Genomic DNA, 23,329 nt, shown 5'->3' with positions numbered 1-23,329 from the left:
TACAGTGTATTTAGGTTGATGTATCAACTTAGTGCAAGCATGTATTCGGCCTCATAAAAAAAGCAAATGCTTGCCGGATTATCTTAGAAACCTGCTTTACCGCTTCCTCACAGAAACGGTTTGGCCAATCTCTATAAAAGAAAGGAACATTTATTATGAATATCAAAGTTAGTGCACCCACTCAAGTCATTTCAGTGAAACCGATTGTGCTGTCGGCCCCCGGCCGTGGTGAGGATCTGCAAGTACGTGTATCTGCCCCCGTGACTGGGAACGAATTGCCTATTATTGTTTTCTCGCACGGTTTTGGCTGGTCGATGGATGGCTACGCCCCGTTGGTCGATTTCTGGGCAGCCCACGGCTTCGTGGTTATTCAACCCACGCATCTCGACTCGAGGACGCTGAACCTTCCTCCTGAAGATCCGCGTACACCGTTGATTTGGCGTATTCGAGTCGAGGACTTGAAACGCATCCTCGACCAACTTGATCTCATTGAAGCTTCTGTTCCCGGTCTCAGCGGGCGTCTCGATCGAAGCCGCATCGCCGTAGCCGGACATTCCTGGGGCGGTCAGACGGCGAGCACGCTGCTCGGCGCGCGAGTCCTCAATGCCGATGGCACACCGGGAGAGGACATGTCCGACTCGCGGATCAAGGCGGGTGTACTGCTTGCCACCACTGGCAAGGGCGGAGCGGATCTGTCTCCGTTCGCAGCTGAGCACTTCCCATTTATGAACCCGAGCTTCGCGGAGATGACTACGCCGACCCTCGTGGTTGCTGGGGACCATGACCAGTCCCAATTGTCCACTCGGGGACCGGACTGGTTCACCGACCCGTACTTCCTGAGTCCGGGCAGCAAGGATCTGCTCACCCTCTTCGGGGCTGAGCACATGCTTGGCGGAATCTCCGGTTACGACGTTAAGGAGACCACGGACGAAAGCCCCGAAAGGGTCGCCCTCATCCAGCGGCTTACATGGGCTTACCTTCGCAGCGCGCTCAACCTCGATGATTCCAGCTGGCCGGCAGCTCGCGCGGCTCTGGAAGAGAGCGCCAACCCGCTGGGTCGCATCGAGTCCAAGTAAGGGGCTGCCGGACGTATCGTTATAATTCCTCTTCCAAAACAAGAACATATGTGCTATCATCTTCGTGCCACACATTAATTCAACCGAGGAGTTGATAATGGACCATGACAGCAGATCATAAGGCAACCATTACGGTAGAAACTACAGTTCATGCACCGATGGACAAAGTATGGTCTTATTGGACCGAGCCGCAGCATATTACAAAGTGGTCTTTTGCTGCAGAAGACTGGCATGCGCCCAAGGCTGAGAATGATTTAAGAGCTGGCGGGGCCTTCCTTACACGAATGGAAGCGAAGGACGGAAGCTTTGGCTTTGATTTTGGCGGAGTGTATGATGAAGTGAGAGTCCATGAATTTATTGCGTATACACTTGGAGATGGAAGAAAAGTAGCCATTACCTTCAGCAGTCAAGGGAGCGATACGAGGGTAACTGAGGTTTTCGAGGCAGAAAGCGAAAACCCCATTGAAATGCAGCAAGCAGGCTGGCAGGCGTTTTTGGATAATTTCAAAAAATATTGCGAGAGCTGAAAAACGGCAAATCAAATGGAAGATAATGAATTTTATATGCCACCCATCAGAGTTTTTAGAGTCTTCTGAAGGGTGGCGTTTTTCTATCTGCGAATGCTCCCTGCCGTTCCCTGGGAGTGTTCATCCAATCTTCATGCAAATGTTCCCCATCATGACTGTTCAATTGAAAGGCACCATGCTATAATTAAAACAGGATTTAGATTAAGTCTAAATTCTAAATGTTGAAATTTGAAGAATGCTGCACAGGTTTCGAGCAAAATAAGAACATAAGCAAAAGCAAGCGAACAAATTTTTCCGGGAGGGGTAAATAATATGACCACATTAAAAAATGCAAATACGAATACTGCCAATGAAGCTGCAGCCAATCTTTACGAGGCGTTAAACCGTCAGGTGGCCACATGGTCTGTCCTTTATACGAAGCTGCACCATTTTCACTGGTATGTCAAAGGCCCGCACTTCTTTACACTGCATGCGAAGTTTGAAGAGTTGTATAATGAAGCAGCCGAACATATGGATACGCTAGCGGAGCGTCTGCTTGCAATCGGCGGCCGTCCGGCAGCCACAATGGCAGAGCATATGAAATTGTCCATTGTGCGTGAGGCTGAGGGACAGCCAAGTGCTGAGGAGATGGTAGAGACAGCAGTCAGCGACCTAAAGCTGGTGACCTCCGATTTGGCCCAGGGCATGGAGGCTGCGGAAGCGGCCGGCGATGCTTCGACGGCAGATATACTGAACGGTATGCGGGAAGCGGTGGACAAGCATATCTGGATGCTGAACGCTTTTCTGGGCAAATAACAGTATTTCGTCTAACAGGGATGGATGGCATTGTCACGGATGTGTAGATCACGTGAACAAAAGCCTCATTCCATTGGCTCTCCCTGTTCCGGGGCGTATAATGAAGGTTATTAAGCAGGAGGGGCCTGTGCGGCCCCACGGCATGGAACAGGGGAGCTGAATATTGCAAACGGAAAATACGGTGCTTCTGCAGGAAGCGGAGCATTTTATATATAAATGTTATCAGGAGCTGGGTCTGAGCCGCGAGGAAGCGGGGGCCCGGTTTCTTGATGTAAAAAGAGAAATTGAACTCACAGGAACATACGAGCATACCTTTGCCGAGCTGGAGCACGGAGCACGCATGGCCTGGCGGAACAGCAACCGCTGCATAGGCCGGTTGTTCTGGGACAAGCTGCGCGTCAGGGATGAACGCCACATTACCGGAGCCGCCAATATTGCGGAGTCGCTGTTCAGGCATATCGAGATGGCCACGAACGGCGGGAAGATCATTCCTACCTTGACGGTATACAGACCCTCGCAGCCGGACAAACCGGACATCAGAATATGGAACCACCAGCTGATCCGTTATGCAGGGTATGAGACGGAGCATGGGATTGTTGGTGATCCTATTTCTTTGCAGTTGACAAAGCTGTGCCGGCGCCTTGGCTGGGCGTCGCGGGGGAGCGATTATGACGTTCTCCCACTGGTGATCGAGTCAGAAGGACAACCCCCTATGCTGTTTTCGATTCCGGAGGAGATTGTGAAGCAGATCGACATTGATCATCCGGATATCGAGGGTTTTGCTGCGCTGGGCCTGCGCTGGTACGCGGTGCCCATCATTGCCGACATGATGCTGAGCATCGGCGGCATCCGCTATACGGCGGCACCGTTCAACGGCTGGTATATGGGTACGGAGATTGGCGCGCGCAATTTTGCGGATACGTTCCGTTATAACAAGCTGCCTGCTGTAGCGGAACTGATGGGGCTTGACTGCTCCAGCGAAACGACGCTCTGGAAAGACCGTGCGCTTATTGAGCTTAATGCGGCTGTTCTGCACTCGTTCCGGCGCGACGGGGTGAGCATCGTTGATCATCATACGGCGGCGGCTCAATTCAAACTGTTCGAGGAACGAGAACGGAAAGCCGGTAGGGAGCTGACAGGGGACTGGACCTGGCTGATTCCGCCCCTTTCACCTGCCGCTACCCATATTTTCCACAGCTCTTATGAAAACAGGGTGGTAAAGCCGAACTTTTTTGCCCAGGAGAAGAAGTATGCGTCCCGACCGGGCACCGGCGGCTGTCCGTTCCATTAAGATTTTTTTCTAAATAAAACTGTTTTGTATATACGCTGCTGCAGCATATTATGTTATCATCACGTATTAATAGAACAGATGATATAGATCGATTTATGGGGGAGCACGAGCAGAATTGAAGACAAAACAATTGGAGCACTGCATTGAAGAACTGCTGCGGCGGGCGGGTATCGGCGTGAGCGTCCGGCTGGAGAAGAAATTTCCCGGCGGGCGTATGGTAGGGGGCAAGTACAGTATGAATACCCACACCATCACCATGTATACCGATGTTATTCAAGCGCAGTGTATGCAGATGTTCGGAAGTTTGGAGCAGGCTGAAGATTATTTTGCCGTCGTGCTCGCTCATGAAATTGGCCATGCGGCTGATCCTGAGCTGCGGGCGCTGTCGGAGGCTTTGGAGGAGGCGGATGATCCGTCAGTAAAGCGGCTGACCGCGCTGCGGATTGAAGAAAATGCGTGGAACTATGCATTGAACCTGCTGCCTGAGGCAGACTCCAGGTTTATGTCCATCATCATTGACGAGTCGCTGCTAGCTTACCGCGAGATGGCACGAGATCAGGCAGTTACGGCCTAAGTGCATATAAGAAAAAAATCTATCGACATACTTTCTGCAGAAGACAGACCACATTTAGCGGCAATTTTTGCGGCTAGAGCTGTCACTGTTCCGCAGAAAACTTATATGTCCTTAAAACATAGAAAAGGAGCGATTCCGGTCCATTGGCCGGGAATCGCTCCTTTTTGGTTTGCAAAAGAGTCTTTATTGAGGATTGGTTGTCCAAATGCCTGCCGATTTGATAAAGACACGCTGTGGAAGCTTCAGAGTCGCCAATACCAGCTCGGCCACATCCTCCGGCTGCATCATGCGGTCTTCATCCCCGATTTTGAGCCCGGCGCTGGAGGCCAGCTCTGTATTTACAGTGCTTGGTGTCAGTGCCGTGACACGGATGTTGGATTTGCGGACCTCCTGCATCAGCGATTCCGTAAAGCCAAGAACGGCAAACTTCGATGCGCTGTAAGCGGAGGTGGTGGCTGCTCCCCGCTCCCCTGCCGTTGAGGAAATGTTGATAATGGTGCCGCTGCTTTGCGCCACCATGCTTGGAAGAGCGGCACGTGTCACGTAGTATGTGCCCATCAGGTTGACGCGCACGATGCGCTCCCATTCCTCCGGATCCATATCCAGTACGGTGCCGAAGGTGCCGATTCCCGCATTATTGATCAGAATATCGATAGCCCCAAGCTCCATCTCAAGCGAAGCTACAGCCGCTTCTGCCTGCGTGCGGTCGGATACGTCCGCCACCGCGCTGGCTACTTTTACACCGTATGTATCTCCCAATGTTGCCTGGAGCTGCTCCAAATCGGCAGCCGTACGCGCGATGAGACCAAGATTGACGCCTTCTTTGGCCAGAACTTCAGCGATTGCTCTGCCGATGCCCTTGCCCGCACCGGTAATGACGGCGGTTTTGTTCTTAAGTTCCATGAAAATATGCCTCCTGATTACAAGGGTTTTGGTATAAAAAGGATTATTCTTCTGCGGATACCTGTACCATTAGCTCATAGGTGTCCAGGGAAGCGCCCAGAATGGCTTCGTTTTTGCCCCGTCCATGATGAGCCGCCCGGAACGCATCGCTCGACGTCCAATTGCGGAAAGACTGCTCATTCTCCCACATGGTGCATACCTTCAGCTCTTCCTGCTCCTTATTGACGCCATGCCACACTTCGAGACGCACAAAGCCCGGCATTTCCTGTACGCCCTGCCCCTCGGCAAAACGCTTGGCCAGCTCTTTGCCGGCCCCTTCCTTGACTTTGATCGTATTGGTCACAACGAACATCGTGATTCTCCTCCCCAAGTAAGAGTAAGGTCCGCTTGAGCGGTAATTCACATGACAAGTCTATTATAAGATTCCTGCCAGGCGAAAACAAACGGCGGCGGGGGAAGGGCTGTTTTGCGAACAAACATCCGGGTAATGGACAGGAGAGAAAACTATGGGCCGAGAAGGTTAGAAAAGGAATGTTGATCCATGAAAAACAGCAAACTGTTATCCAAAAGGCCTTTTCAGACAGATCACCGTCACTCTGCATCGCAAACATACAGCCGGCGTGAGCGCCGCCACCTGGTTGTGAAGAACCGGTATGAAATCCTTCATTTGCTTAGCTCTGCGCTCAGTTCGCTGCTTTTTCTGGCAGGGAGCCTGTTCATGTTCTACTCGGACTTGAGAAAGCCAGCCAGTGTCCTCTTCATTCTCGGCAGTATTCAAATGCTGCTGCGTTCCTTGATCAGCCTCTCGTATCATTTTTATTTAAAAAGGCATATCAGGCTGCATTCATCCTCCTCCAATCGCTAAACAAAGAAACAGCAGGGGATGTCATCCTCTGCTGTTTGTGTGATATCAGGCAGGCTGAATTGCTCATTGTTCCGCGTTCAAGGGAGTTAAATCCTTCATGGCAGGTCCTTCAATCACTTTGCCGTCAAAGTTAAAACGGGAACCGTGACAAGGACAGTCCCAGGAGCGCTCTCCGGCATTCCATTCCAATTCACAGCCCATATGGGTGCAGGTGGTGTCTACTACATGCAGCTGTCCGTCCTGATCTTTATAGGCGCCAGCCCGTTTTCCGTTATGACTCACAACAGCGCCTTCGTCATTCTGCAGTTCTTCGATATTTTTGTTCCCGAGGCTCATTTTGCCGGTGATCAGCTCTTTGGCTACATTGGCATTTTCGGATACCAATGTCGTAAAGCTTGTGGTTCCCTTGAATCTGGACGGTGTGAACACATCCTTATATGGAGTTTCTCTGCCCAGAATTTGCGACGATATCATCTGTCCGGCCAGTGTTCCCGAAGTCATGCCCCACTTGGCAAAGCCGGTTGCGACCCAGATGTTCTCCTTGTCCTCTGTAATCTGCCCAATATAAGGGACATTGTCCAGCGTGATCAGGTCCTGTGCCGACCAGCGGAAGAAGATGTTGCGGATGCCGAGCAGCCCCCCGGCATATTGCTCCAGCTGTTCATAATAGGATAGCGTATAGCCGCCTTGTCCTGTTTTGTGGCCTCCTCCGCCAACAATCACCAATTGTTCATCATTGTGCATCACCGAACGGAAGGAGCGCTTGGGTTCGTCCATGGAAATGAACATACCGCCCTCATACGTCGTTTCGGGCTTGATCGCAATGGCATAGGAGCGGCTGGGATGAAGGCGGGCAAAATACATTCCCGGATCATAGAACGGAAAATGAGTAGCCACCACAAGATGGTCGCAAGTGATGGTGTGCTTGTCATGAGTGCTGAGCCGGATAGGGGTGCCTTCCTCTACTTCCGCCACGGTTGTATGCTCGTAGATGGTCACCCCCATACGAACAAGCTCATTAAGTATGAATTTGAGGTATGACAGGGGATGGAACTGCGCCTGCCCTTTCAGGCGGATTGCTCCGCAAGTGGTGATGGGCAGCGGTATCCGCTCCACCCATTCTCCAGGAATGCGCAGCTTTTCGTAGGCCTCAAATTCCTTTTTCAGCGTCTGCAGTGAGCTCTCGGATTGACCGTATACATATGCCGCTTCTTCTGTGAGCTGGCAGTCGATGCCGTGATCCCGCACCAGCTCCCGGATGAAGCGGAGCGCTCCTTCATTGGCCTCATAGTAAAGCCGGGCCTGTTCTTCGCCGAAGGTGCTGATCAGCTTGTCGTAAATCAGTTCATGCTGTGCTGTGATTTTGGCAGTGGTATTTCCGGTTGTCCCGTCCAGGATTTTTCGGGCTTCAAGCACGGTTACCCGCAGGCCTTCCTTGGCCAGCAGAAACGCGGTGGTCAACCCGGAGATCCCGGCGCCGACAACTGCCACGTCCACGCTGACATCTTCAGCAAGGGGAGAAAACTCCGGTAACGGAGTAGTAGCGTGCCAGATGGAATCGGAATATGGGGGGAGCTCTGTGGAAGTTTGTTTGTTTTCGTTCATTAAATCGTTCCTCCTGTAAAGGTTCTTTCTTAATGATTACCACTTCTTAACAGGTCGAAACTCCCGAGTTCGTATAAAAAGCAGTTGACGCGAAAATTTGGAAGGGTCTACGCACAAAAAGCCCGTTAAGGACGGCAAGGGACGCAGGGCCGTTACCAATAACGGAACCACAAACTATGCAAGAATCGAAGGCATGTATACGGGGGCGTTAGAGAACACCCAAGGTGTAGAAATTGATGACTTCTTTTCAAAGTACAGGCGAGTGTTTGATGGACTCGTTTGCACCGCCAGAACCGCACTCACTCTAAGCAGCTGTCGGCGTAATGAAGGCGCTATGGACACGCTAATGTTTCCAAACGGTATACTAGCGCCTGTACCGGCATTGCTATATCATTAATAGTCAGGAGATGATTCACCGCCACAGCCCAGGCCTGCAGGGCCCGGCACTCCTGTTGCCCCAGTCGTCCTGTGGCGCGGGTTCCGAACAATAAAGGGTGAAAATCCCTTTGCATGGTCGAGGATGCAGGACTTCATGAATAGAAATACGATCAGGTGTCTTGCTGTTGAACAGGTGAGCTCATTCCGGAGACCACTTCAATCATCATGGCTGCGCCAAGCTTAAATCCGTTCGTAAACGAGGATGATATATCGATTCCCTGAATTTGATGATATAGATCGGTTAAAGCTTCAAGCTCGTTGAAGTCATCTTCGGAAAGCTTCTTTTTCCAGCTATTCAGGGACGCGGTGATTTGTTCGTTCAGCAATTTATGCTCTGGGCTGTGGGAGATGCTTTGCTCATGGGGAACAAGATCGCCGTAATAGAGTGATTCCAATACACTTTGCACGTCGCTCCACCTTTCTATGTATTTTCTTAAGAAAAGTACAGAGATTTCTTGCCACTTATGTACATTCATACTTTGAGGATCGGAATGGCGAATTACAGAAGCGTTGGTACTAGTATTAGTACCGTTCATGAAATCATTATATGTCCCGTATATGCGGGACGTCAAGCAGTTATTCAGAAAAGTGAGGAGATTCGTATGGGAAAGAAAGTGGTTGTAAAAATAAAGGAACTAACCAAAGCCAATGGTATTTCATTAAGGGAATTGTCCAGAATTTCAAATGTAAGAAAAGCCTCATTAAGTGAATTAGCGAACGGCAAAAGAGAGAGCATTAGCTTCAGCCATATTGAAAAAATAGCAGCAGCCCTGAATATTCAGGATATTCGTGAGATCATCGATTTGGTGGATGCTGAGGAACCGGAACAGGATATTGCACAAGCTTAGGCATGCTGCTTCCCTGATAAGAGGTATATCGGAGTCCGCCTCCAGGTACTCCTCTTCTATTCAATTCATCCATAAATAAATGATTGTAACCCCGAACACACGGTGTTAAACACCATCAGAGAGAGCCTTGAATGAAAGTTGTCCCTGATCGATTGCGTTGTTTTCCGATGTTGGCTCAGAAGTGCAGGAGGATTTATCGAATAGAGGCTTGGAAATATTCTGATCTTCTCTCGCAAAAAAGTAACGTAATAACGTCGTTTTTGAGTGTTGCAACGCCATCGCATATGTTATAATATCCCCATGATATCACCAAAGAGCGGATTCCGGATACCGCTTTAACGATATCAGGTTGCATGGATAACTTAATCAAGAATTGGAGCTGATGGTCAGATGCCGGACTTGCTTGATCCACGAGTGGACTTCGTGTTCAAACGGATTTTTGGCAGTGAGGAGAATAAAGATGTGCTGCTTGCTTTCTTGAATCGAACATTTGCAGAATCCGGTGAGCCGCCATTGACAGAAATCGTTTTGCTCAATCCATACACCGATAAAGATGCTCCGCTCGATAAACAATCCATTTTTGACATTTGGGCCAAAACAGATGAGGGTAAATTAATTAATGTGGAAATGCAGTTGTTCAACAAGTACGACATCGAGAAACGCACGCTCTTTTACTGGAGCAAACGTTACTCCAGCCAGTTGCAGGAAGGACAGGCATACACGGAGCTTAAGAAATGTGTGACCATCAATATTCTAGACTACTCGTTCATCAAGAACGACCGTTATCATAATGTGTTTCATCTAAGGGAAGACCATACAGGAATCGAACTCAGTGACGATATTGAAGTTCATTTTCTCGAATTATCCAAGCTAAATGATCGGTCCGTCCCCGTAGAAGGCGGACTGGTCAATTGGCTTCTGTTCCTGAAGGGAGCCGACAAATCAAAATGGGAGGTACTCCAAATGAATGAACCCACGTTGAAAAAGGCCATGGATACGCTGGAATTTCTCAGCCAGGATCGGGAAGCACGCAGGCGTTATGAGGAACGGCAGAAATATTTGCATGACGAAGCTTCTATGATCGAATGGGCTACTAGGAAAGGTAGGGTTGAGGGCAAGGCTGAAGGAGAAAAAAAGAAAGCAGAGGAAATCGCCAGGAATATGCTCGCCATGGGCATGGAGGTCTCCGTCATCTCCAAAGTAAGCGGGCTCACCGAAGCCGAGGTTCAATCGCTCCAAACCAACCCGTAGTCCTGGATCTATCGTTACTCGTTTTGAACTGAAGGAAAAGCCGGGTTACGACACGGAAAGAAGAAGCTCTTGTGTGCCTGGCTTTTCAGGTAGTAATTATCCAAGCGAAATGGCAGCTATTTCAGCGGATTTAAGGATTAGCGGCTGATATAAATATATTTTTACCGTCTATGTATGGGGTGTTATAATGAAGCGAGATGATATGCTTGGGCGAAAAGGTACTTGAAATACTCAGTCAAATGCAGACGCAAATGAGCGGGATGCAGTATCAAATGTCTCAAATGATTGAGCGAATAGGTGGCTTAGAGTCCAGAATGGACGGTCTAGAATCCAGGATGGGCAGCTTAGAGTCCAGGATGGACAACATGGAAACACAAATGGGACGAATGGAAGGCGACATAAATTCCTCATCTTAACGGGGGATTTTTTTGCTTTCGGATTTTTCTTCCGTATGATTCCTGGCTTGGCCTCATAGAATGAACTATGCAACATTCAGGGAAGGACAGCCCCTTCTCCACAGGATGAAACTCTCCGGTTCCGATAAATCACTGCTGTCGCGAAAGCTTAAAGGACATATACACAAAAAAGCCCTTTAAGCTCGGACATTGATGCTCTGGCGATTGAAAATTTCTAATACATAGAAAAAAACGAACTACCTTTCTTTAGTTTTTTCAAGATGAACCAACCCCCACTGCGCCATCGCTTGCATAACAGGAATGAATGTCCTGCCATAATCGCTCAGGGAGTATTCCACTTTCGGAGGAACTTCCGGATAGACATCTCTTATAATTAAGTTATCCCGTTCCAGTTCCCGTAGTTGTTCCGTTAACATTTTACGGGTAATTTGTGAAATCGAACGCTGCAGTTCATTGAACCGCTTTGTACCATTAGCGAGACGCCAAAGGATAACTGCCTTCCATTTACCTCCCACCACCGACACTGTTGCCTCTACGGGACAACCACTCATACCATCACATCCTATCTTGGTCTTCTACGTTACCAATTGGGTACTACGTTACGAAAAAGTGCGTACTTACGCGTTTTATTTTTTATTTAGTATACTACATTCCGAACAAGATGATTCTAATCTATGAAAAATACGAGGGAGGAACATAGAATGCCGCTTGATCCACAAGTTCAAGTTGTTCTGGAGAATATAAGAAAGCAGGGCATTCCCCCACTGCATACATTATCTGTGGACAATGCTCGAAAGATCAATCTCAGCTCTGGAGCTGCTCAGCCGGACAAAGTCTGGAAAGTAGAAAATTTAAATATTCCGGGTACGGCCGAATCCATTCCGGTACGAGTCTACAAGCCTCAAAGTGATACTTTATTACCCGTCATCGTGTATTATCACGGAGGAGGATGGGTTGTTGGAAATCTTGATGCAGCAGACGTGCTGTGCCGACAATTAGCCAACGGTGTAAACAGTGTTGTGGTCTCCGTGGATTACCGTTTAGCTCCAGAACATAAATTTCCCGCTGCTGTCGAGGATGCTTATGCTGCGGTAGCATGGGTCGCCCAAAATGCCAGTTCTATCGGCGCTGATCCTCATCGAATTTCGGTAGGCGGAGACAGCGCAGGCGGGAATCTTGCTGCTGCTGTAGCTTTGATGGCTCGTGATAAAGGCGACACCTTCATTAAGTTTCAACTATTGGTTAACCCGGTTACTCATTACTCGTTCGATACCATTTCCTATAAAGACAATGCTGAAGGGTTCGGTCTGACCTCGGAAACGATGCAGTGGTTCTGGAACAACTATTTGGCGAAAGATCAGGATGGATTGCATCCTTATGCTTCACCACTTTTGGCGGCTGACCTTACAGGATTGCCTCCAGCGATCGTTCTCACCGCTGAGTATGATCCCCTGCGCGACGAGGGCGAAGCCTACGCCGAGAAACTAAGAGCTGCCGGTGTTTCTGTTGAAATGAAACGTTATGAGGGAATGGTCCATGGCTTTATTTTGCAAACAGGGGTATATGATAAAGCGAGAGAAGCAGTACAGCATGCGGTAAGCGCACTGCGGAAAGCTCTAAAATAGCCTTTTTCGCAGCAGAGTGGACAAACATCCTACAGGTGCCCAACCTTTGTTTTGCGACAGATGAAGCCCTGCTGAAAAAAAAGGAGAACCTCATTCAAGCTTGGCTTCTCCTACTTTACTAAAGTATATGATTTTGGAGATTAAAGCATACTTTTCTCCCATGCCCCCCTAATGGATATGCCTGTCTCCATTGCGGCTTCTTCTAAAGCATGAATATCCTTAACTTCCAGTTCAAGATGAATAGCAGCTAATGCATCGTCAATCTGTGCTTCTTTGGTAACTCCTATAATAGGTACAGTTCCCTTTGCAATGGCCCAAGCCATTGCTATGGGTGCCTGGCCAACTTTATACTTATCTCCAATCTCGCCCATGACCTCGATTAAATCCTGGAGCTTTTTGAGGGTATCTATATTAAAGGCTTCTCCTCTTCTTGTATTGCTTTTAAACGGATGATTGGCATTATATTTGCCTGTTAGTGCGCCTTGTTCCAGGACCATATAGGAGAAGAAAACGATCTGATTTTGGTTACACCAATCGATAATGCCTGCTTCTTCTGATTCCCTGTATAATAAGCTATAGTGATTTTGAACGGCCGAAAGTTCCAGACCCTCTTTTTCCAGAATGCTGACAACCAATTTTAATTCATCCAGGTTATGATTCGATACCCCGATGTGCTTAATCTTGTTTTCCTTTGCCAAGGGTATAATTTCTTGTGTCCATTTTTCAACATTTCGGGGATTGTGGATCCAATACAGGTCAATTTCTTGCTTTCCAAGCCTTTCCATGCTTTCATTTAAGGACTTCCTCATATTCTGTTCCTGGCCATCGAAGGGTGTGAACTTTGTAGAAATCAATATATCTTGTTCTTCCTTAATAAATTGACCTAAAATGGTTTCCGATGCGCCATAACCATATACAGCTGCAGTATCCCATAAGGTAAAACCATGTTTGATGGCTTTTTGATAAACAGGTCTTAAGTCCTCTGCATTATAGTTATTTCCAAAAACCCGATCTCCACCGTTAACACCTGTACCCCATGACCATATTCCCAATGCAATAGCTGGTATTTGGCTGTTTTTCATGGTTACATATTTCATTATGGATTCCTCGCTTTCCAAATTTTAATTTTCCTCTTCAATCGTTCTTCTGATCCTGCTTAACGATACGGGGGTAATTCCAATATAAGAGGCAATGTAGGCTTGATTGATACGCTTTTCTAATGTTGGATACCTCTTTTTAAAATCCAAATATCTCTCCGTTGCACTCTTTAATAAAAAGCTGCTTTCTCTTTGAATCTTATATTCCAACTTACGTTCCAATAATGTTGTATAAGCTTTCATGCAGTATAGATGATCCTCTATTAATTTTTTTAAATCGTTGCATGGTATCGCCATAATGACACATTCCTCCAAAGCCTCAACAGAACGGTTTGAAGGTTTATGATCAAACAATATTTCATAACAAAGTACGGACCCCTCTTTTGAAAAAAATCTTGTGACATCATTCCCATTCATGTCAATATAATAGCTTCTTAATAAACCGGAGGTAACAAAATATATCTCTTTCTGTACAGCTCCCTGATGAACTAATATATCTCCTTTAGCAATTGTCTTTTTTGTAAACTTATTCATTGCCCTGTTAACAACTTCTTGTGGCATTTTGTCCTGCATAAGCAGCTCAATTGAATTTTGGATTTGAACGAATTCATCCGTCATCTGTTTCCTCCTTTACTCCCATAATTTTTATTTGGTCACTTCAGACGTTCTGCAGTCATCTGTCTTGATTATATTTTCTTACCACGCACCTTGTAATTAACATAGGATAATTATTATTCACCATTCCTGCGACGATTAGGCCGAAACGTAAATGAACAAAAAAAATCAGCCTGTTGAGGGGGGGGCTCAACAGGCTGTCCGCTAAATGCGGTCTGTCTCCTTTGCAAGTGCGTCGATAGACGTTTTTCTTATCGTAATTTTGTTTGTTGGCACATATTCCGGCTGCGCTGCCTGGGGGGTGTGATTCAACACGGCGACGGCTTTTCTGGCCGTGTCCGTAACGGTGTGCAGAATTTGGCCGACATCCTGTGCAGAGTTGACGATGGCATCAATGGCCCGGATTTTGTCTTTGACCTGGGCGGCAATGTCGTTTGCATGCCCGAGCACGCTGCCCGCCTCGCTGCCCAGATCCCGGACGGCTTCGCGTGCTTCGGCCAGCGCTTTGTTTGCTTCGTCCAGGGTGGCCATCGCTTTGCGCAGCAATATGATGATGCTGACGACAAGCCCGATAAACGCAACGGCGATCAGGAAAACACTGAATTCAACCGACATACATCATCCTCCTTCTGCTACCATGGTATGTACAAGTTCATTGACTTTATGCCTACTCTTTGCATGGTATTCACTGCAGGAGGATGCAGGCCAAGAAGCAGACCAAGCTGCAGTTCAAAGTTACAGTAACGCGGGCTGCCAATCGATCACCCGGCTGGCAGCCAGGCTTTTGCGAACATCGACAAGCCGTTGGTTACGGCTTCCCCGGAAGGGAAGGGAGACATCCCTCTCTTCTACGATAAAGGGGCCGTCCACAATGACATCGCACAGCCTGGAAAGCTCAAGCATGGACGGGTCCCGGATCAGTGTCTCAAACGTAAAGCCCGTATACGCCCAGACCGTATGGGCGGGGCAGGCGGCTTTGTAAGCCTGTACGAACGGGATGCATTCCGCCGCCGAGAAGAAGGGATCGCCGCCGCACAGCGTAAGCCCGTCCAACAGCGGATTGGCCGCTGCTTCGCGGATCACGGACTGCTGCAGTCCCAGAGTGAAGGCCTCTCCCGCACGGAAGCTCCAGGAAGCGGGGTTAAAGCAGCCGGGGCAGGCATGGCGGCAGCCGCTGATGAATACGACGGTACGCAGGCCGCTTCCTTCATTCAGCGATTCGGGAATATAACCGCACCAATTCAACGATGCTTCACCCGGTCCCGAACTTCCGCCTGCTTGGCCGCATTAAAGCGGACGGTATAATCTCCGGTCAGGTAACCGGTGACGCGGCGCAGCCGCTGAAAGTGGGTGTCCCGCTCATCCGTGCCGCATTGCGGGCACTCGCTGCCAATGATGCCCTCATAACCGCAATCCGGGCAGCGGTCAATCGGGTGATTGATGGAGAAATACCCGATATTCTGGGACAAGGCATACTGCACGATGGACCGGAACGCCTCCGGGTTGCTGCGGGCATTGCCGTCCAGTTCAACATAGGAGATGGCTCCTGCGTTGCAATAAGCATGGAAAGGCGCCTCAAGATCAATCTTGCGTGCGGCCGCCACTTTGTAATACACGGGAATATGAAAAGAGTTCGTGTAATATTCGCGGTCCGTGACCCCCTCAATCTGCCCGAATTCCGCGGCGTCCAGCTTCGTGAATTTGCCTGCCAGCCCCTCGGCAGGTGTCGCAAACAGGGTGATGTTCAGGTCATGCGTTTCGCTCATCCGGTCACAGAAGGTACGCATGGCGGCAATGACGCGCTGTGCTTCTCTGTGCACGACATCGCTCTCCCCGTGATGCTTGCCGTACATCGCTTTCATGCATTCTGCCAGCCCGATAAATCCGATCGCCAGTGTCCCATGCTTCAGCAGACGGCCGACCTCTTCCTCGGGAGACAGCTGGCTTCCGCCTTCCCATACATCCTCTCTCATCATGAAATCGGAGGCCTTCGCAGGCTGACGGGCCTGAATGCGATAGCGGTGGATCAGCCCCTCCAAGGCAATGTTCATGCTTTTCTCCAGCTTGGCGTAGAAGCCCTTGATATCCGGGTGATTCCGGCTTCCTCTGCAAATTCCATGCTCAATACCGATGCGCGGCAGGTTGATTGTATTGAAGGACAGATTTCCTTTCCCGCTCTGACGGTTTCTGCCGAACCGGTCACCGATGGTGCGGGTGCGGCAGCCCATGGTGGCTATAATCGTATCCGGGTCGTTTTCCCGGTAATACGGCAAATTAAAAGAAGCGTCCACGTTGACGAAGTTCGGGTACAGGCGTTTGCTGGAGCATTCGACGGCCAGCAGGAACAAGTCATAGTTAGGATCGCCATGCTTTTGGTTGATCCCCTGCTTGCACTGGAAAATATGCTGTGGAAACACCGGTGTCTCGCCGGCGCCCAGTCCGCTGATCGTTGCTTCCAGCAGCGCGCGGGCTACAAGCCTTCCTTCGGGTGAAGTGCACATGCCGTAATTGAGCGAGGTGAAAGGAATCTGGCCTCCGGCCCGGCTGCTCATCGTGTTCAGGTTGTGTATGAGAGACTCCGCCGCCTGGCGCGTTTCTGTTCCCGTCTCTTCCATAGCGAACGCATAGGAGCGGGGGCATGCTTGCCGGGCCGCTTCACTTTCCATATGTATTTGTTCATGGGCAAGCGAGGCTGTCTCTGCGAAAAGCCGCTGTCCCTTGCTGAAATGTCTCCGGAAAGAGCGCGCTACATAGGGGGCGAGGTCCCAGTCGATCTTATTGGCGGACACGCCGCCAAATTGGCTGTTTTGCTGGGCCTGAAAAATGATGGCCACAAGCGCCATGGCGGACATGATCGTTTGGGGTGTCCGTACCGACCCGTTTCCGGTATTAAATCCTCTTTCCAGCAGCCTGTTAAAGGGAATGAAGATACAGTTGGTCGTGCCCAGCGCATACTGGTCCAAATCGTGGACATAGACGTACCCCTGATCTACCGCCTGCTTGAGCTCCCCTGGGAGAATGAATTCCCTGGCATACCATTTGGCATATTCCGATCCCAGCCTGCTCATTTTGCCGCTGAAGGACTCACCGTTCAGATTGGCATTTTCACGCAAAATGTCGGGATCACTCGCTCCGATCACCCGTTCACCGATGGCATGGACGTTGGGGTCTGACAGCATATTCATTATTTGTTCCTCCATATTTCACAATATATAGATCGCATTTTCCTTATTTTAGCTATATATTGTATTTGGTTATGTGATGTTAATCACATTAAGCTTGTCATAAAATGAAAGCGCGGAATTTCAATTGTCGTAAATACGCGTATGTAGAAAGCGTTTTCCTTGAACTTGGCGCTGTCTTCACGTACAATGCAGACAACGGATTTTACATTTTAGGGGTGCCATTATTGTGACCATGGAGAAAAAAGCGCGGACGGCTACGCCCAAATGGCTTGGCATAGCCGTTCAGGCGCTCTTGTATTTGAATAGAGAAGACGGACAGCTGTGCTCAAGCGGGGAAATCGCAGGTGCCATCGGAAGCGAGGTGACACTTGTGAGGCGGGTTCTTACGCGGCTTGTGCAGGCGGAAATCGTTACCGCCAGAGAAGGAAGAGAGGGCGGTTACATGCTTGCCAAATCCCCGGATGAAGTCACCCTGGCCGATATTTACCGGGCTGTGGAGATTTGCGATCCCATCTGTCCGGGGATTCTTCCCAAGCCGGAGCATAATGAATTTTGTACGGACGTTGCTGTCGCCGTCTCGGAAGTTATTGAAGCGACCGAGAAACAGATGCTGGAGCTGTGGGATGCTCATACGCTGGCGTCCCTTGCCAGCCGCTGTACACAGGGCTGATCGCCGAAGGAGAATTAAAAAAAGCCGTGATCCATTGCTGCTGCAGGGATCGCGGCTTTTTCCATTTTATCTCCTGAAAAAAGCATAATTGAGCATAAATTGTACATACTCCAGGTATATCCAAAGTGGAGGACACAGTGCCATGATACGCTTTCGTTCGAAAAAACCGATACGGCGAACCGGTAGTGGTGTACCACCCTCTGCCAAACCTGTCGATGAAAAGCTTACCTGCGACCTGGAAGCGAACCTGGAGCATTTTCAGAAGCTGACCGGAAATAGTCCTGACTTTATTATCCGCAAATTGTATACCGGAATTGAAAACCCCGTGAAGACAGCTGTTGCTTATCTGGACAGTATGGTCAACACCGACGCCGTCAACAACCTCGTGATGCGTTCGCTGCTGGGGGATTCGTCAAGAGAAGCTACCGCCAAGGAGACAACGGCTGAAGGCATATTCCGTCTGTTGCAGGAGCGGGCATTGACAGTGGGGGAAATCAAGGAGTATCAGGAATGGAAACAATTGATGAACGCGGTGCTGTCCGGGGATACGCTCATCTTCGTTGACGGCTGCGACCGGATCATCGGCTGCAGTACACGCGGGGGGGAGAGCAGGACAGTCAGCGAGCCTACTACGCAGAATGTGGTGAGAGGCCCCAAAGACGCCTTTGTCGAATCCCTGTTCACGAATGTTGCCCTGATTCGGCGGCGGATTAAAAGCACCGACCTTGCACTGGAAATGCTCCAGGTTGGTGAAACCACTTTAACGAATGTTGCCCTGCTGTATATGAAAACCATTGCGGATGAAAATACGGTCGATGAAGTCAGACGGCGGGTGAACGATATTAATATCGACGCCATCTTTGAATCAGGCACGGTAGAGGAATTGGTCCAGGAGCGCAGGCTGACTCCTTTTCCAACCATTTATAATTCGGAGCGTCCGGATACTGTGGCAAGTAACCTGCTGGAGGGAAGGATTGTCCTTATCGTCGACGGTTCGCCTTTTGTTCTGGTGATGCCGGCAGTATTTGCCCATTTCTTTCAAAGCGCCGCCGATTACGCGGAGCGGTATGATTTGGCTACAGCACTCCGGCTGCTGCGCTATGTGTGCTTTATTATCCTGGTTCTCGGCCCCTCGTTATATATTGCGTTTACAACCTTTCATTACGAAATGATTCCCACTCCCCTCCTGATCAGCATTCTTGCCCAGCGGGAGACGGTGCCCTTTCCGGCATTTTTGGAAGCTGTACTGCTGGAATCCACCTTTGAAATTATGAGGGAGGCGGGTATTCGCATGCCCCGCTTAGTGGGCCAGACGGTGTCGATCGCGGGGGCGGTGGTCCTGGGGCAAGCGGCGGTACAGGCCGGGATCGTGACTCCTCTGCTGACCATCGTTGTGGCGATCACCGGCATTGCCAGCTTTGCTATCCCTTCTTATAACATGGCAAATGCGGGCCGGCTGTTCCGCTTCGGGTTTATGGTCCTTGCCGCTCTGTTTGGGCTGTACGGTCTTGCTTTGGGACTGATTACGCTGGTTGCCCATTTGACGAGCCTCAAGTCTTTTGGTGTGAATTATATGAGTCCGTTCAGCCCTTTTGACCTGAACGGCCAGAAGGATACGATATTCCGTCTCCCCGCATGGAAAATGAAAAAACGCCCGCACATGACCAGTAGTAAAAATATGCGCCGTGCCCGGGGCGGTTCCTCGTCAGCCGAGGGTCAGGAATCATAGCGGATACAGGCAGGAGGAATTGAAGGATGGGCAATATAACAGGTGGAAATACCGTTTCAGGCCGGAGGCTGGCCGGTTTGTTTCTCTGCAGCGGTATAGTTCTGTTCCTCACCGGCTGCTGGGACTCGCGGGAGCTGAATCAGCGCGCGATCATCGCGGCGATGGGTATTGATAAAGGAGACGTTCACCGCTATGAAGTTTCCTTCCAAGTGATCGTGGCTGATGAGATCGCGGGGGAGAAGGCAAGAGGGGCTGCACCGGTCGTGCTTTACCGCGAGGAAGGGGACACCCTTTTTGAAGCCGTCCGGAAAGCGTCGCGGAAGGTGCCCAGGCAAATCTCCTTATCTCATGTCAGGGCGGTTGTCATCAGTGAGGAAATGGCCCGGAAAGGGATCAGCCATCTGGTCGACTTCCTTGAAAGGGATGCCGAAACCCGGCTGACCATAGAAATGTACATTGCCCGTGGGCGCACTGCCAAGGATGTGCTGTCAACCATGACTTCGGTCGGCCGTATTCCGGCTAATGATATTACCGGCAAGCAGCAAATGTCGATGCGGATGTACGGCGAAACGTATACCTCCGAGATCGATCAGGTGATCCGGGATCTGTCCGGCCAAGGAAAGGGTCCTGTCATTCCAGGTCTAAGGGTGTCGGGCGACATGAAGAAGGCTCCCACAAAAGATAACGTGGACAGCATCGAGCCCAAAGCGGTCATGTATATTCAAGGAAACGCCATTTTTCAGGGAGACAAGCTGGTTGGATGGATGGATGGAAGGGAAGCGATCGGCTTGTCCATTATCCACAACAAACTTCAAAGCAGCGTCACAAACCTGCCATACGATGATAGGCCGGAATCCGTCACAGTAGAAACGATCAATTCAAAAAGCAGCATACATGCTTCCATGGAGCAAGGCGAGCCTGTTTTCACCATCGAGGTGAAGCAAAATGGCGCTGCGGGGGAAGTCAATCTCCCTTTGAACCTGAATTCAAGCCGTGTGATCGAAGTGATGCAGAGGAAGTGGAGTGCGGAAACAGCTGATTATGTAATGCATGCCGTTCGTGCAGCCAAAGCGGCCAAGACGGATGTACTGGGCTTCGGCAGGATTTTTGAACGGAAATATCCGCAGCAGTGGAAAAAAATGTCCGGAAAGTGGGGCAAGGAATTCCCCGAATGCACGGTACGCATCCGTGTAACTTCCGTCATTAAGAACACTCAGACCCGGAAGAGTCCGTATTTAACACACTAAAGGAAGGTGGTGCGAACGCGTGAAGCAAGTTCGAATGGGGGCTGCCGCCATGAGCTCCCTGATGGTGCTTTTTCAGTTGGGAAGCGCATTGGTCGTAAGCCCGGCTGCAAGAGCGGGAAGAGATGCCTGGATATCCACGCTGATCGGCGTGGCGGCGGGGATGCTGTTATTTCTGTGTTACAGCAATCTTCATAAACGCTTCCCGGACATGACGCTTCCCGCGTATTCCGAGACTCTTCTGGGCAGGCTGGGCGGTAAGGCGATTGGCATGGCATATGTAGTGTTTTTTATGTATGCAGCGACCCGCGATCTGCGGGTCGGCGCTTTTTTAATTGATAATATTGCCTTGCGGTATACCCCTACACTGATTGTTCAACTGCTGATGATACTGGCTGTGATCTATGTTTTGTATTTGGGGATCGAGGTGGTTGGACATACGGCTGTGATTTATTGGGCAATCTCCATATTGCTTATATTCGCTAATATCGTGCTTATTTTTGCTTCGGGAATTGTGGACTGGCGCAATCTTCTGCCTGTAGCGGAGGACGGCTGGAGAGTGATTGCCGAAACAGGCTTTACCACGGCTCTCATGTTCCCCTTCGGAGAGATGGTCAGCTTCACGATGCTGCTCCCTCTGTTAGAGCGAAAATACAGTGCGACTGGTGTCGGCATCACATCGTTGTTCGTCGGAGGCGGGCTGCTTGTCTTATCTTCCCTGTTAACCGTATCCTCACTCGGCAGGGAAGTGTTTCAGAGAGCCGCTTTTCCTCTGTTGAATACGATTGGAAAAGTTGAACTGTCCGAGCTGATCAACAGGGTGGATGTGCTGGTGGTGATGTCCATTATCATAGGCGTATTTTTCAGGATAGCCGTCCTGTTCTACGCTGCGATCAAGTCGGCTGAGGAAGTGCTGCATATTCCGCATGGCAAGCTGATGGTGCCATTCAGCCTGATACTGCTGTTGTCAGCCGCACTTGTAGCCCCTAACTGGGAGGAGCATTTGCGGGAAGGGAGCTTTATGGTGAAGACAGTATTTCCGGTGTTTGCAGTGCTGCTGCCGGTGCTGCTGCTGATTATTGCTGCAATCAGACAAAAAACAGGGAGGAAGGCGGGATGAAAGTGAATGTAACCCGGATCAGCAGCGGGCAAATGTTTGCCCTGATGGTGCACTTTATATTGGGAACATCAGAATTTGTAAGTCTCGGTGCAGAGGCTGAAAGAGATGCATGGATTTCCGACCTGATCGGGATGGCAGGCGGCTTGCTGCTGTTCCTCCTGTACTATTACCCATTCACTCTTTTTCCGCGGATGACTTTAATCGAGTACTCCCGACACCTTCTGGGCAAAGGAATTGGATCGGTTGTGGGATTTCTGTACAGCATGTATTTTCTGTATATTGCCGCTGTGAATTTGCGTGACGGAGTTGAACTGACCAATATCAACATGTTGACATCTACACCGAAAACCGTCATTGCTCTCCTCCTGATTCTATGTATGATATATGTTGCAAGCCTGGGTATCGAAGTTCTCGCGCGGGTCGCGTTAATTTTCTGGTTTGCTCTTAGTGTTACTATTTTGACAATGAACTTTTTATTGTTTATTTCAGGGAGCCTGGAATTTGACCGCCTGCTGCCGATACTCAGTAATGGATGGCAGCCTATACTTGACAGTGTGCTTCGTGAAACACTGATGTACCCTTATGGGGAAATGATCTGTATCATGATGCTGATGCCTTTTTTGAAGACTCCCGAGAAAGGATTTCCTGTCGGCATAGCCGCTATCTTGACAGGGGGAGTTCTGCTTATTCAGGCAATGGCGTTGAACATAGCTTCACTTGGTCCCGATATAGCCACACGTTCTGTCTTTCCGTTGGTGGCTACAATGGCGAAAATTCAGCTTTCCGAATTATTCACCAGAATGGATATTTTCGTATTGATGCCTATGATCATTGTGGCTTTTATTAAAGTGACCATCCTTTTTTACGCCGCTCTGCTCGGGCTATCCGGCATTTTTCGAATCGAATTTCGTAAGCTCGTTCTCCCCATGGGATGCATCCTCATGGTGTGGTCGGTTCTGTTGGCCCCTTCGCTTATGCAGCATCTGGAATTCGGGGCCAAGCTCATATTATTTGTACACCCTCTATTTGTTGTGGTTATCCCCCTGCTGCTTGCGTGCTGCGCCTTCTTCCACGGGCGCGGTGGCAGGATCCGGAACTTCCACAAAACGGACCCACAATCTGAATAGTTTGCTGAATATCCGGCCAAGTTGTTTACGCAATGCCGCAACGAACACAGCCACTGTCATTCCGGCAATGACGACATATTCAGACGGCCTCATAACAGCGATGGTGGAGAGCATGGGCTGCCAGGGATCTTTTACGCCGTACAGCCAATCCAGAAAGCCGTTGGTGCCGATCATCAGAATGAAGAAAACGATAAACAGAACCAGTTCTTTCATACAGTATTTCCTCCGTTCATGTTGTGATGCTATCAGTTTGATTTAAAAAAGGCATGTTTATCCCTGTATTGACGGACTCTAAAATAAGATTTATACTAGATCTAAGAATAAACGA

Annotated in this window: 25 protein-coding genes; 14 read left to right on the top strand and 11 right to left on the bottom strand. The window is 49.5% G+C overall.

The genetic code is table 11. The features are described 5' to 3' along the window. Window positions 1-155: 155 nt before the first annotated feature. From ACE5KN_RS08215 to ACE5KN_RS08195, 5 genes are all read left to right on the top strand, one after another. A complete protein-coding gene (locus ACE5KN_RS08215; protein ID WP_375525782.1) occupies window positions 156-1,076 on the top strand; it encodes an alpha/beta hydrolase family protein in 921 nt (306 codons plus the stop codon). A gap of 104 nt (window positions 1,077-1,180) precedes the next feature. Next, window positions 1,181-1,603: an SRPBCC family protein gene (locus ACE5KN_RS08210; RefSeq protein ID WP_375525783.1), complete on the top strand. Its 423-nt coding sequence runs from the start codon at window positions 1,181-1,183 to the stop codon at window positions 1,601-1,603. A 312-nt stretch (window positions 1,604-1,915) separates the two neighbouring features. Next, window positions 1,916-2,398 carry a Dps family protein gene (locus ACE5KN_RS08205; RefSeq protein WP_375525784.1) on the top strand — a complete coding sequence of 161 codons (483 nt, stop codon included), beginning with the start codon at window positions 1,916-1,918 and terminating at the stop codon, window positions 2,396-2,398. Window positions 2,399-2,561: 163 nt separating this feature from the next. Further along, window positions 2,562-3,689 carry a nitric oxide synthase oxygenase gene (locus tag ACE5KN_RS08200; protein WP_375525785.1) on the top strand — a complete coding sequence of 376 codons (1,128 nt, stop codon included), beginning with the start codon at window positions 2,562-2,564 and terminating at the stop codon, window positions 3,687-3,689. 115 nt (window positions 3,690-3,804) lie between these two features. Next, the gene (locus ACE5KN_RS08195) at window positions 3,805-4,263 is read left to right on the top strand and encodes a hypothetical protein (RefSeq protein ID WP_375525786.1); all 459 of its coding nucleotides are present in this window, start codon (window positions 3,805-3,807) and stop codon (window positions 4,261-4,263) included. Between the two features lie 183 nt (window positions 4,264-4,446). Here the strand turns inward: ACE5KN_RS08195 and ACE5KN_RS08190 are convergent, their stop codons facing one another. Together ACE5KN_RS08190 and ACE5KN_RS08185 are read right to left on the bottom strand one after the other, a co-directional pair. After that, on the bottom strand, window positions 4,447-5,166 hold the full coding sequence (locus ACE5KN_RS08190; protein ID WP_375525787.1) for a 3-ketoacyl-ACP reductase: 720 nt from the start codon (window positions 5,164-5,166) through the stop codon (window positions 4,447-4,449). 43 nt (window positions 5,167-5,209) lie between these two features. Next, complete coding sequence (locus ACE5KN_RS08185) at window positions 5,210-5,518, bottom strand: antibiotic biosynthesis monooxygenase (RefSeq protein ID WP_375525788.1); 309 nt, start codon at window positions 5,516-5,518, stop codon at window positions 5,210-5,212. Window positions 5,519-5,707: 189 nt separating this feature from the next. On the opposite strand from ACE5KN_RS08185, the gene ACE5KN_RS08180 reads away from it, so the two are divergent. Beyond that, complete coding sequence (locus tag ACE5KN_RS08180) at window positions 5,708-6,031, top strand: YrhK family protein (RefSeq protein WP_375525789.1); 324 nt, start codon at window positions 5,708-5,710, stop codon at window positions 6,029-6,031. A 63-nt stretch (window positions 6,032-6,094) separates the two neighbouring features. Here ACE5KN_RS08180 and ACE5KN_RS08175 read toward each other — a convergent pair whose 3' ends face one another. Together ACE5KN_RS08175 and ACE5KN_RS08170 are read right to left on the bottom strand one after the other, a co-directional pair. Further along, complete coding sequence (locus ACE5KN_RS08175) at window positions 6,095-7,636, bottom strand: FAD-dependent oxidoreductase (protein WP_375525790.1); 1,542 nt, start codon at window positions 7,634-7,636, stop codon at window positions 6,095-6,097. A gap of 548 nt (window positions 7,637-8,184) precedes the next feature. Next, window positions 8,185-8,481 carry a DUF6809 family protein gene (locus ACE5KN_RS08170; protein WP_375525791.1) on the bottom strand — a complete coding sequence of 99 codons (297 nt, stop codon included), beginning with the start codon at window positions 8,479-8,481 and terminating at the stop codon, window positions 8,185-8,187. Between the two features lie 195 nt (window positions 8,482-8,676). Between ACE5KN_RS08170 and ACE5KN_RS08165 the strand changes: the two genes are divergently transcribed. Then, the gene (locus ACE5KN_RS08165; protein ID WP_375525792.1) at window positions 8,677-8,922 is read left to right on the top strand and encodes a helix-turn-helix domain-containing protein; all 246 of its coding nucleotides are present in this window, start codon (window positions 8,677-8,679) and stop codon (window positions 8,920-8,922) included. A 390-nt stretch (window positions 8,923-9,312) separates the two neighbouring features. Continuing rightward, window positions 9,313-10,173, top strand: a complete 861-nt coding sequence (locus ACE5KN_RS08160) for an Rpn family recombination-promoting nuclease/putative transposase (protein WP_375525793.1) — start codon at window positions 9,313-9,315, stop codon at window positions 10,171-10,173. 652 nt (window positions 10,174-10,825) lie between these two features. Here ACE5KN_RS08160 and ACE5KN_RS08155 read toward each other — a convergent pair. Continuing rightward, complete coding sequence (locus ACE5KN_RS08155) at window positions 10,826-11,140, bottom strand: winged helix-turn-helix transcriptional regulator (RefSeq protein ID WP_375525794.1); 315 nt, start codon at window positions 11,138-11,140, stop codon at window positions 10,826-10,828. A 150-nt stretch (window positions 11,141-11,290) separates the two neighbouring features. Between ACE5KN_RS08155 and lipP1 the strand changes: the two genes are divergently transcribed. Next, the gene (gene lipP1, locus ACE5KN_RS08150) at window positions 11,291-12,214 is read left to right on the top strand and encodes a LipP1 family hormone-sensitive lipase (RefSeq protein WP_375525795.1); all 924 of its coding nucleotides are present in this window, start codon (window positions 11,291-11,293) and stop codon (window positions 12,212-12,214) included. Window positions 12,215-12,354: 140 nt separating this feature from the next. Here lipP1 and ACE5KN_RS08145 read toward each other — a convergent pair whose 3' ends face one another. The 5 genes from ACE5KN_RS08145 to ACE5KN_RS08125 form a co-directional block, all read right to left on the bottom strand. Then, window positions 12,355-13,296: an aldo/keto reductase gene (locus tag ACE5KN_RS08145; RefSeq protein ID WP_375525796.1), complete on the bottom strand. Its 942-nt coding sequence runs from the start codon at window positions 13,294-13,296 to the stop codon at window positions 12,355-12,357. 39 nt (window positions 13,297-13,335) lie between these two features. Further along, a complete protein-coding gene (locus ACE5KN_RS08140) occupies window positions 13,336-13,929 on the bottom strand; it encodes a Crp/Fnr family transcriptional regulator (RefSeq protein WP_375525797.1) in 594 nt (197 codons plus the stop codon). Between the two features lie 201 nt (window positions 13,930-14,130). After that, entirely contained in the window at window positions 14,131-14,541 is a 411-nt protein-coding gene (locus ACE5KN_RS08135) for a DUF948 domain-containing protein (RefSeq protein WP_375525798.1), read from the bottom strand. 120 nt (window positions 14,542-14,661) lie between these two features. Further along, window positions 14,662-15,171 (bottom strand): anaerobic ribonucleoside-triphosphate reductase activating protein, encoded by a 510-nt coding sequence (gene nrdG / locus ACE5KN_RS08130; RefSeq protein ID WP_375525799.1) that lies wholly within the window; start codon window positions 15,169-15,171, stop codon window positions 14,662-14,664. Next, window positions 15,168-17,105, bottom strand: a complete 1,938-nt coding sequence (locus tag ACE5KN_RS08125) for an anaerobic ribonucleoside triphosphate reductase (protein WP_375525842.1) — start codon at window positions 17,103-17,105, stop codon at window positions 15,168-15,170. The genes nrdG and ACE5KN_RS08125 overlap by 4 nt, the downstream gene beginning before the upstream one ends. Window positions 17,106-17,337: 232 nt before the next feature. On the opposite strand from ACE5KN_RS08125, the gene ACE5KN_RS08120 reads away from it, so the two are divergent. The 5 genes from ACE5KN_RS08120 (at window position 17,338) to ACE5KN_RS08100 (ending at window position 23,001) form a co-directional block, all read left to right on the top strand. Then, window positions 17,338-17,781: an RrF2 family transcriptional regulator gene (locus ACE5KN_RS08120; RefSeq protein ID WP_375525800.1), complete on the top strand. Its 444-nt coding sequence runs from the start codon at window positions 17,338-17,340 to the stop codon at window positions 17,779-17,781. 142 nt (window positions 17,782-17,923) lie between these two features. Continuing rightward, the gene (locus ACE5KN_RS08115; RefSeq protein ID WP_375525801.1) at window positions 17,924-19,510 is read left to right on the top strand and encodes a spore germination protein; all 1,587 of its coding nucleotides are present in this window, start codon (window positions 17,924-17,926) and stop codon (window positions 19,508-19,510) included. A 26-nt stretch (window positions 19,511-19,536) separates the two neighbouring features. Continuing rightward, window positions 19,537-20,757, top strand: coding sequence for a Ger(x)C family spore germination protein (locus ACE5KN_RS08110; protein WP_375525802.1), 1,221 nt, complete (start codon window positions 19,537-19,539; stop codon window positions 20,755-20,757). A gap of 19 nt (window positions 20,758-20,776) precedes the next feature. Continuing rightward, entirely contained in the window at window positions 20,777-21,874 is a 1,098-nt protein-coding gene (locus ACE5KN_RS08105; RefSeq protein ID WP_375525803.1) for a GerAB/ArcD/ProY family transporter, read from the top strand. Continuing rightward, the gene (locus ACE5KN_RS08100) at window positions 21,871-23,001 is read left to right on the top strand and encodes a GerAB/ArcD/ProY family transporter (RefSeq protein WP_375525804.1); all 1,131 of its coding nucleotides are present in this window, start codon (window positions 21,871-21,873) and stop codon (window positions 22,999-23,001) included. Before ACE5KN_RS08105 ends, ACE5KN_RS08100 begins: the two co-directional genes overlap by 4 nt. Here ACE5KN_RS08100 and ACE5KN_RS08095 read toward each other — a convergent pair. Then, a complete protein-coding gene (locus ACE5KN_RS08095) occupies window positions 22,897-23,214 on the bottom strand; it encodes a YczF family membrane protein (protein WP_375525805.1) in 318 nt (105 codons plus the stop codon). The genes ACE5KN_RS08100 and ACE5KN_RS08095 overlap by 105 nt on opposite strands. Window positions 23,215-23,329: the final 115 nt, after the last annotated feature.

The sequence above is a fragment of the Paenibacillus terreus genome (assembly GCF_042138595.1).
GTDB classification, from domain to species: domain Bacteria; phylum Bacillota; class Bacilli; order Paenibacillales; family Paenibacillaceae; genus Paenibacillus; species Paenibacillus terreus.
Note: the sequence above shows the minus strand (reverse complement) of the source record. Positions and strands in the feature narration are given on the sequence as shown.

Coding starts and splice junctions, on each gene's coding strand:
- ACE5KN_RS08210 (WP_375525783.1), top strand. CDS start 1,181: ATGACAGCAGATCATAAGGCAACCATTACGGTAGAAACTACAGTTCAT.
- ACE5KN_RS08135 (WP_375525798.1), bottom strand. CDS start 14,541: ATGTCGGTTGAATTCAGTGTTTTCCTGATCGCCGTTGCGTTTATCGGG.
- ACE5KN_RS08095 (WP_375525805.1), bottom strand. CDS start 23,214: ATGAAAGAACTGGTTCTGTTTATCGTTTTCTTCATTCTGATGATCGGC.
- lipP1 (WP_375525795.1), top strand. CDS start 11,291: ATGCCGCTTGATCCACAAGTTCAAGTTGTTCTGGAGAATATAAGAAAG.
- ACE5KN_RS08100 (WP_375525804.1), top strand. CDS start 21,871: ATGAAAGTGAATGTAACCCGGATCAGCAGCGGGCAAATGTTTGCCCTG.
- ACE5KN_RS08175 (WP_375525790.1), bottom strand. CDS start 7,636: ATGAACGAAAACAAACAAACTTCCACAGAGCTCCCCCCATATTCCGAT.
- ACE5KN_RS08110 (WP_375525802.1), top strand. CDS start 19,537: ATGGGCAATATAACAGGTGGAAATACCGTTTCAGGCCGGAGGCTGGCC.
- ACE5KN_RS08190 (WP_375525787.1), bottom strand. CDS start 5,166: ATGGAACTTAAGAACAAAACCGCCGTCATTACCGGTGCGGGCAAGGGC.
- ACE5KN_RS08180 (WP_375525789.1), top strand. CDS start 5,708: ATGAAAAACAGCAAACTGTTATCCAAAAGGCCTTTTCAGACAGATCAC.
- ACE5KN_RS08145 (WP_375525796.1), bottom strand. CDS start 13,296: ATGAAAAACAGCCAAATACCAGCTATTGCATTGGGAATATGGTCATGG.
- ACE5KN_RS08115 (WP_375525801.1), top strand. CDS start 17,924: ATGATACGCTTTCGTTCGAAAAAACCGATACGGCGAACCGGTAGTGGT.
- ACE5KN_RS08155 (WP_375525794.1), bottom strand. CDS start 11,140: ATGAGTGGTTGTCCCGTAGAGGCAACAGTGTCGGTGGTGGGAGGTAAA.
- ACE5KN_RS08140 (WP_375525797.1), bottom strand. CDS start 13,929: ATGACGGATGAATTCGTTCAAATCCAAAATTCAATTGAGCTGCTTATG.
- ACE5KN_RS08125 (WP_375525842.1), bottom strand. CDS start 17,105: ATGCTGTCAGACCCCAACGTCCATGCCATCGGTGAACGGGTGATCGGA.
- ACE5KN_RS08160 (WP_375525793.1), top strand. CDS start 9,313: ATGCCGGACTTGCTTGATCCACGAGTGGACTTCGTGTTCAAACGGATT.
- ACE5KN_RS08205 (WP_375525784.1), top strand. CDS start 1,916: ATGACCACATTAAAAAATGCAAATACGAATACTGCCAATGAAGCTGCA.
- ACE5KN_RS08185 (WP_375525788.1), bottom strand. CDS start 5,518: ATGTTCGTTGTGACCAATACGATCAAAGTCAAGGAAGGGGCCGGCAAA.
- ACE5KN_RS08165 (WP_375525792.1), top strand. CDS start 8,677: ATGGGAAAGAAAGTGGTTGTAAAAATAAAGGAACTAACCAAAGCCAAT.
- ACE5KN_RS08215 (WP_375525782.1), top strand. CDS start 156: ATGAATATCAAAGTTAGTGCACCCACTCAAGTCATTTCAGTGAAACCG.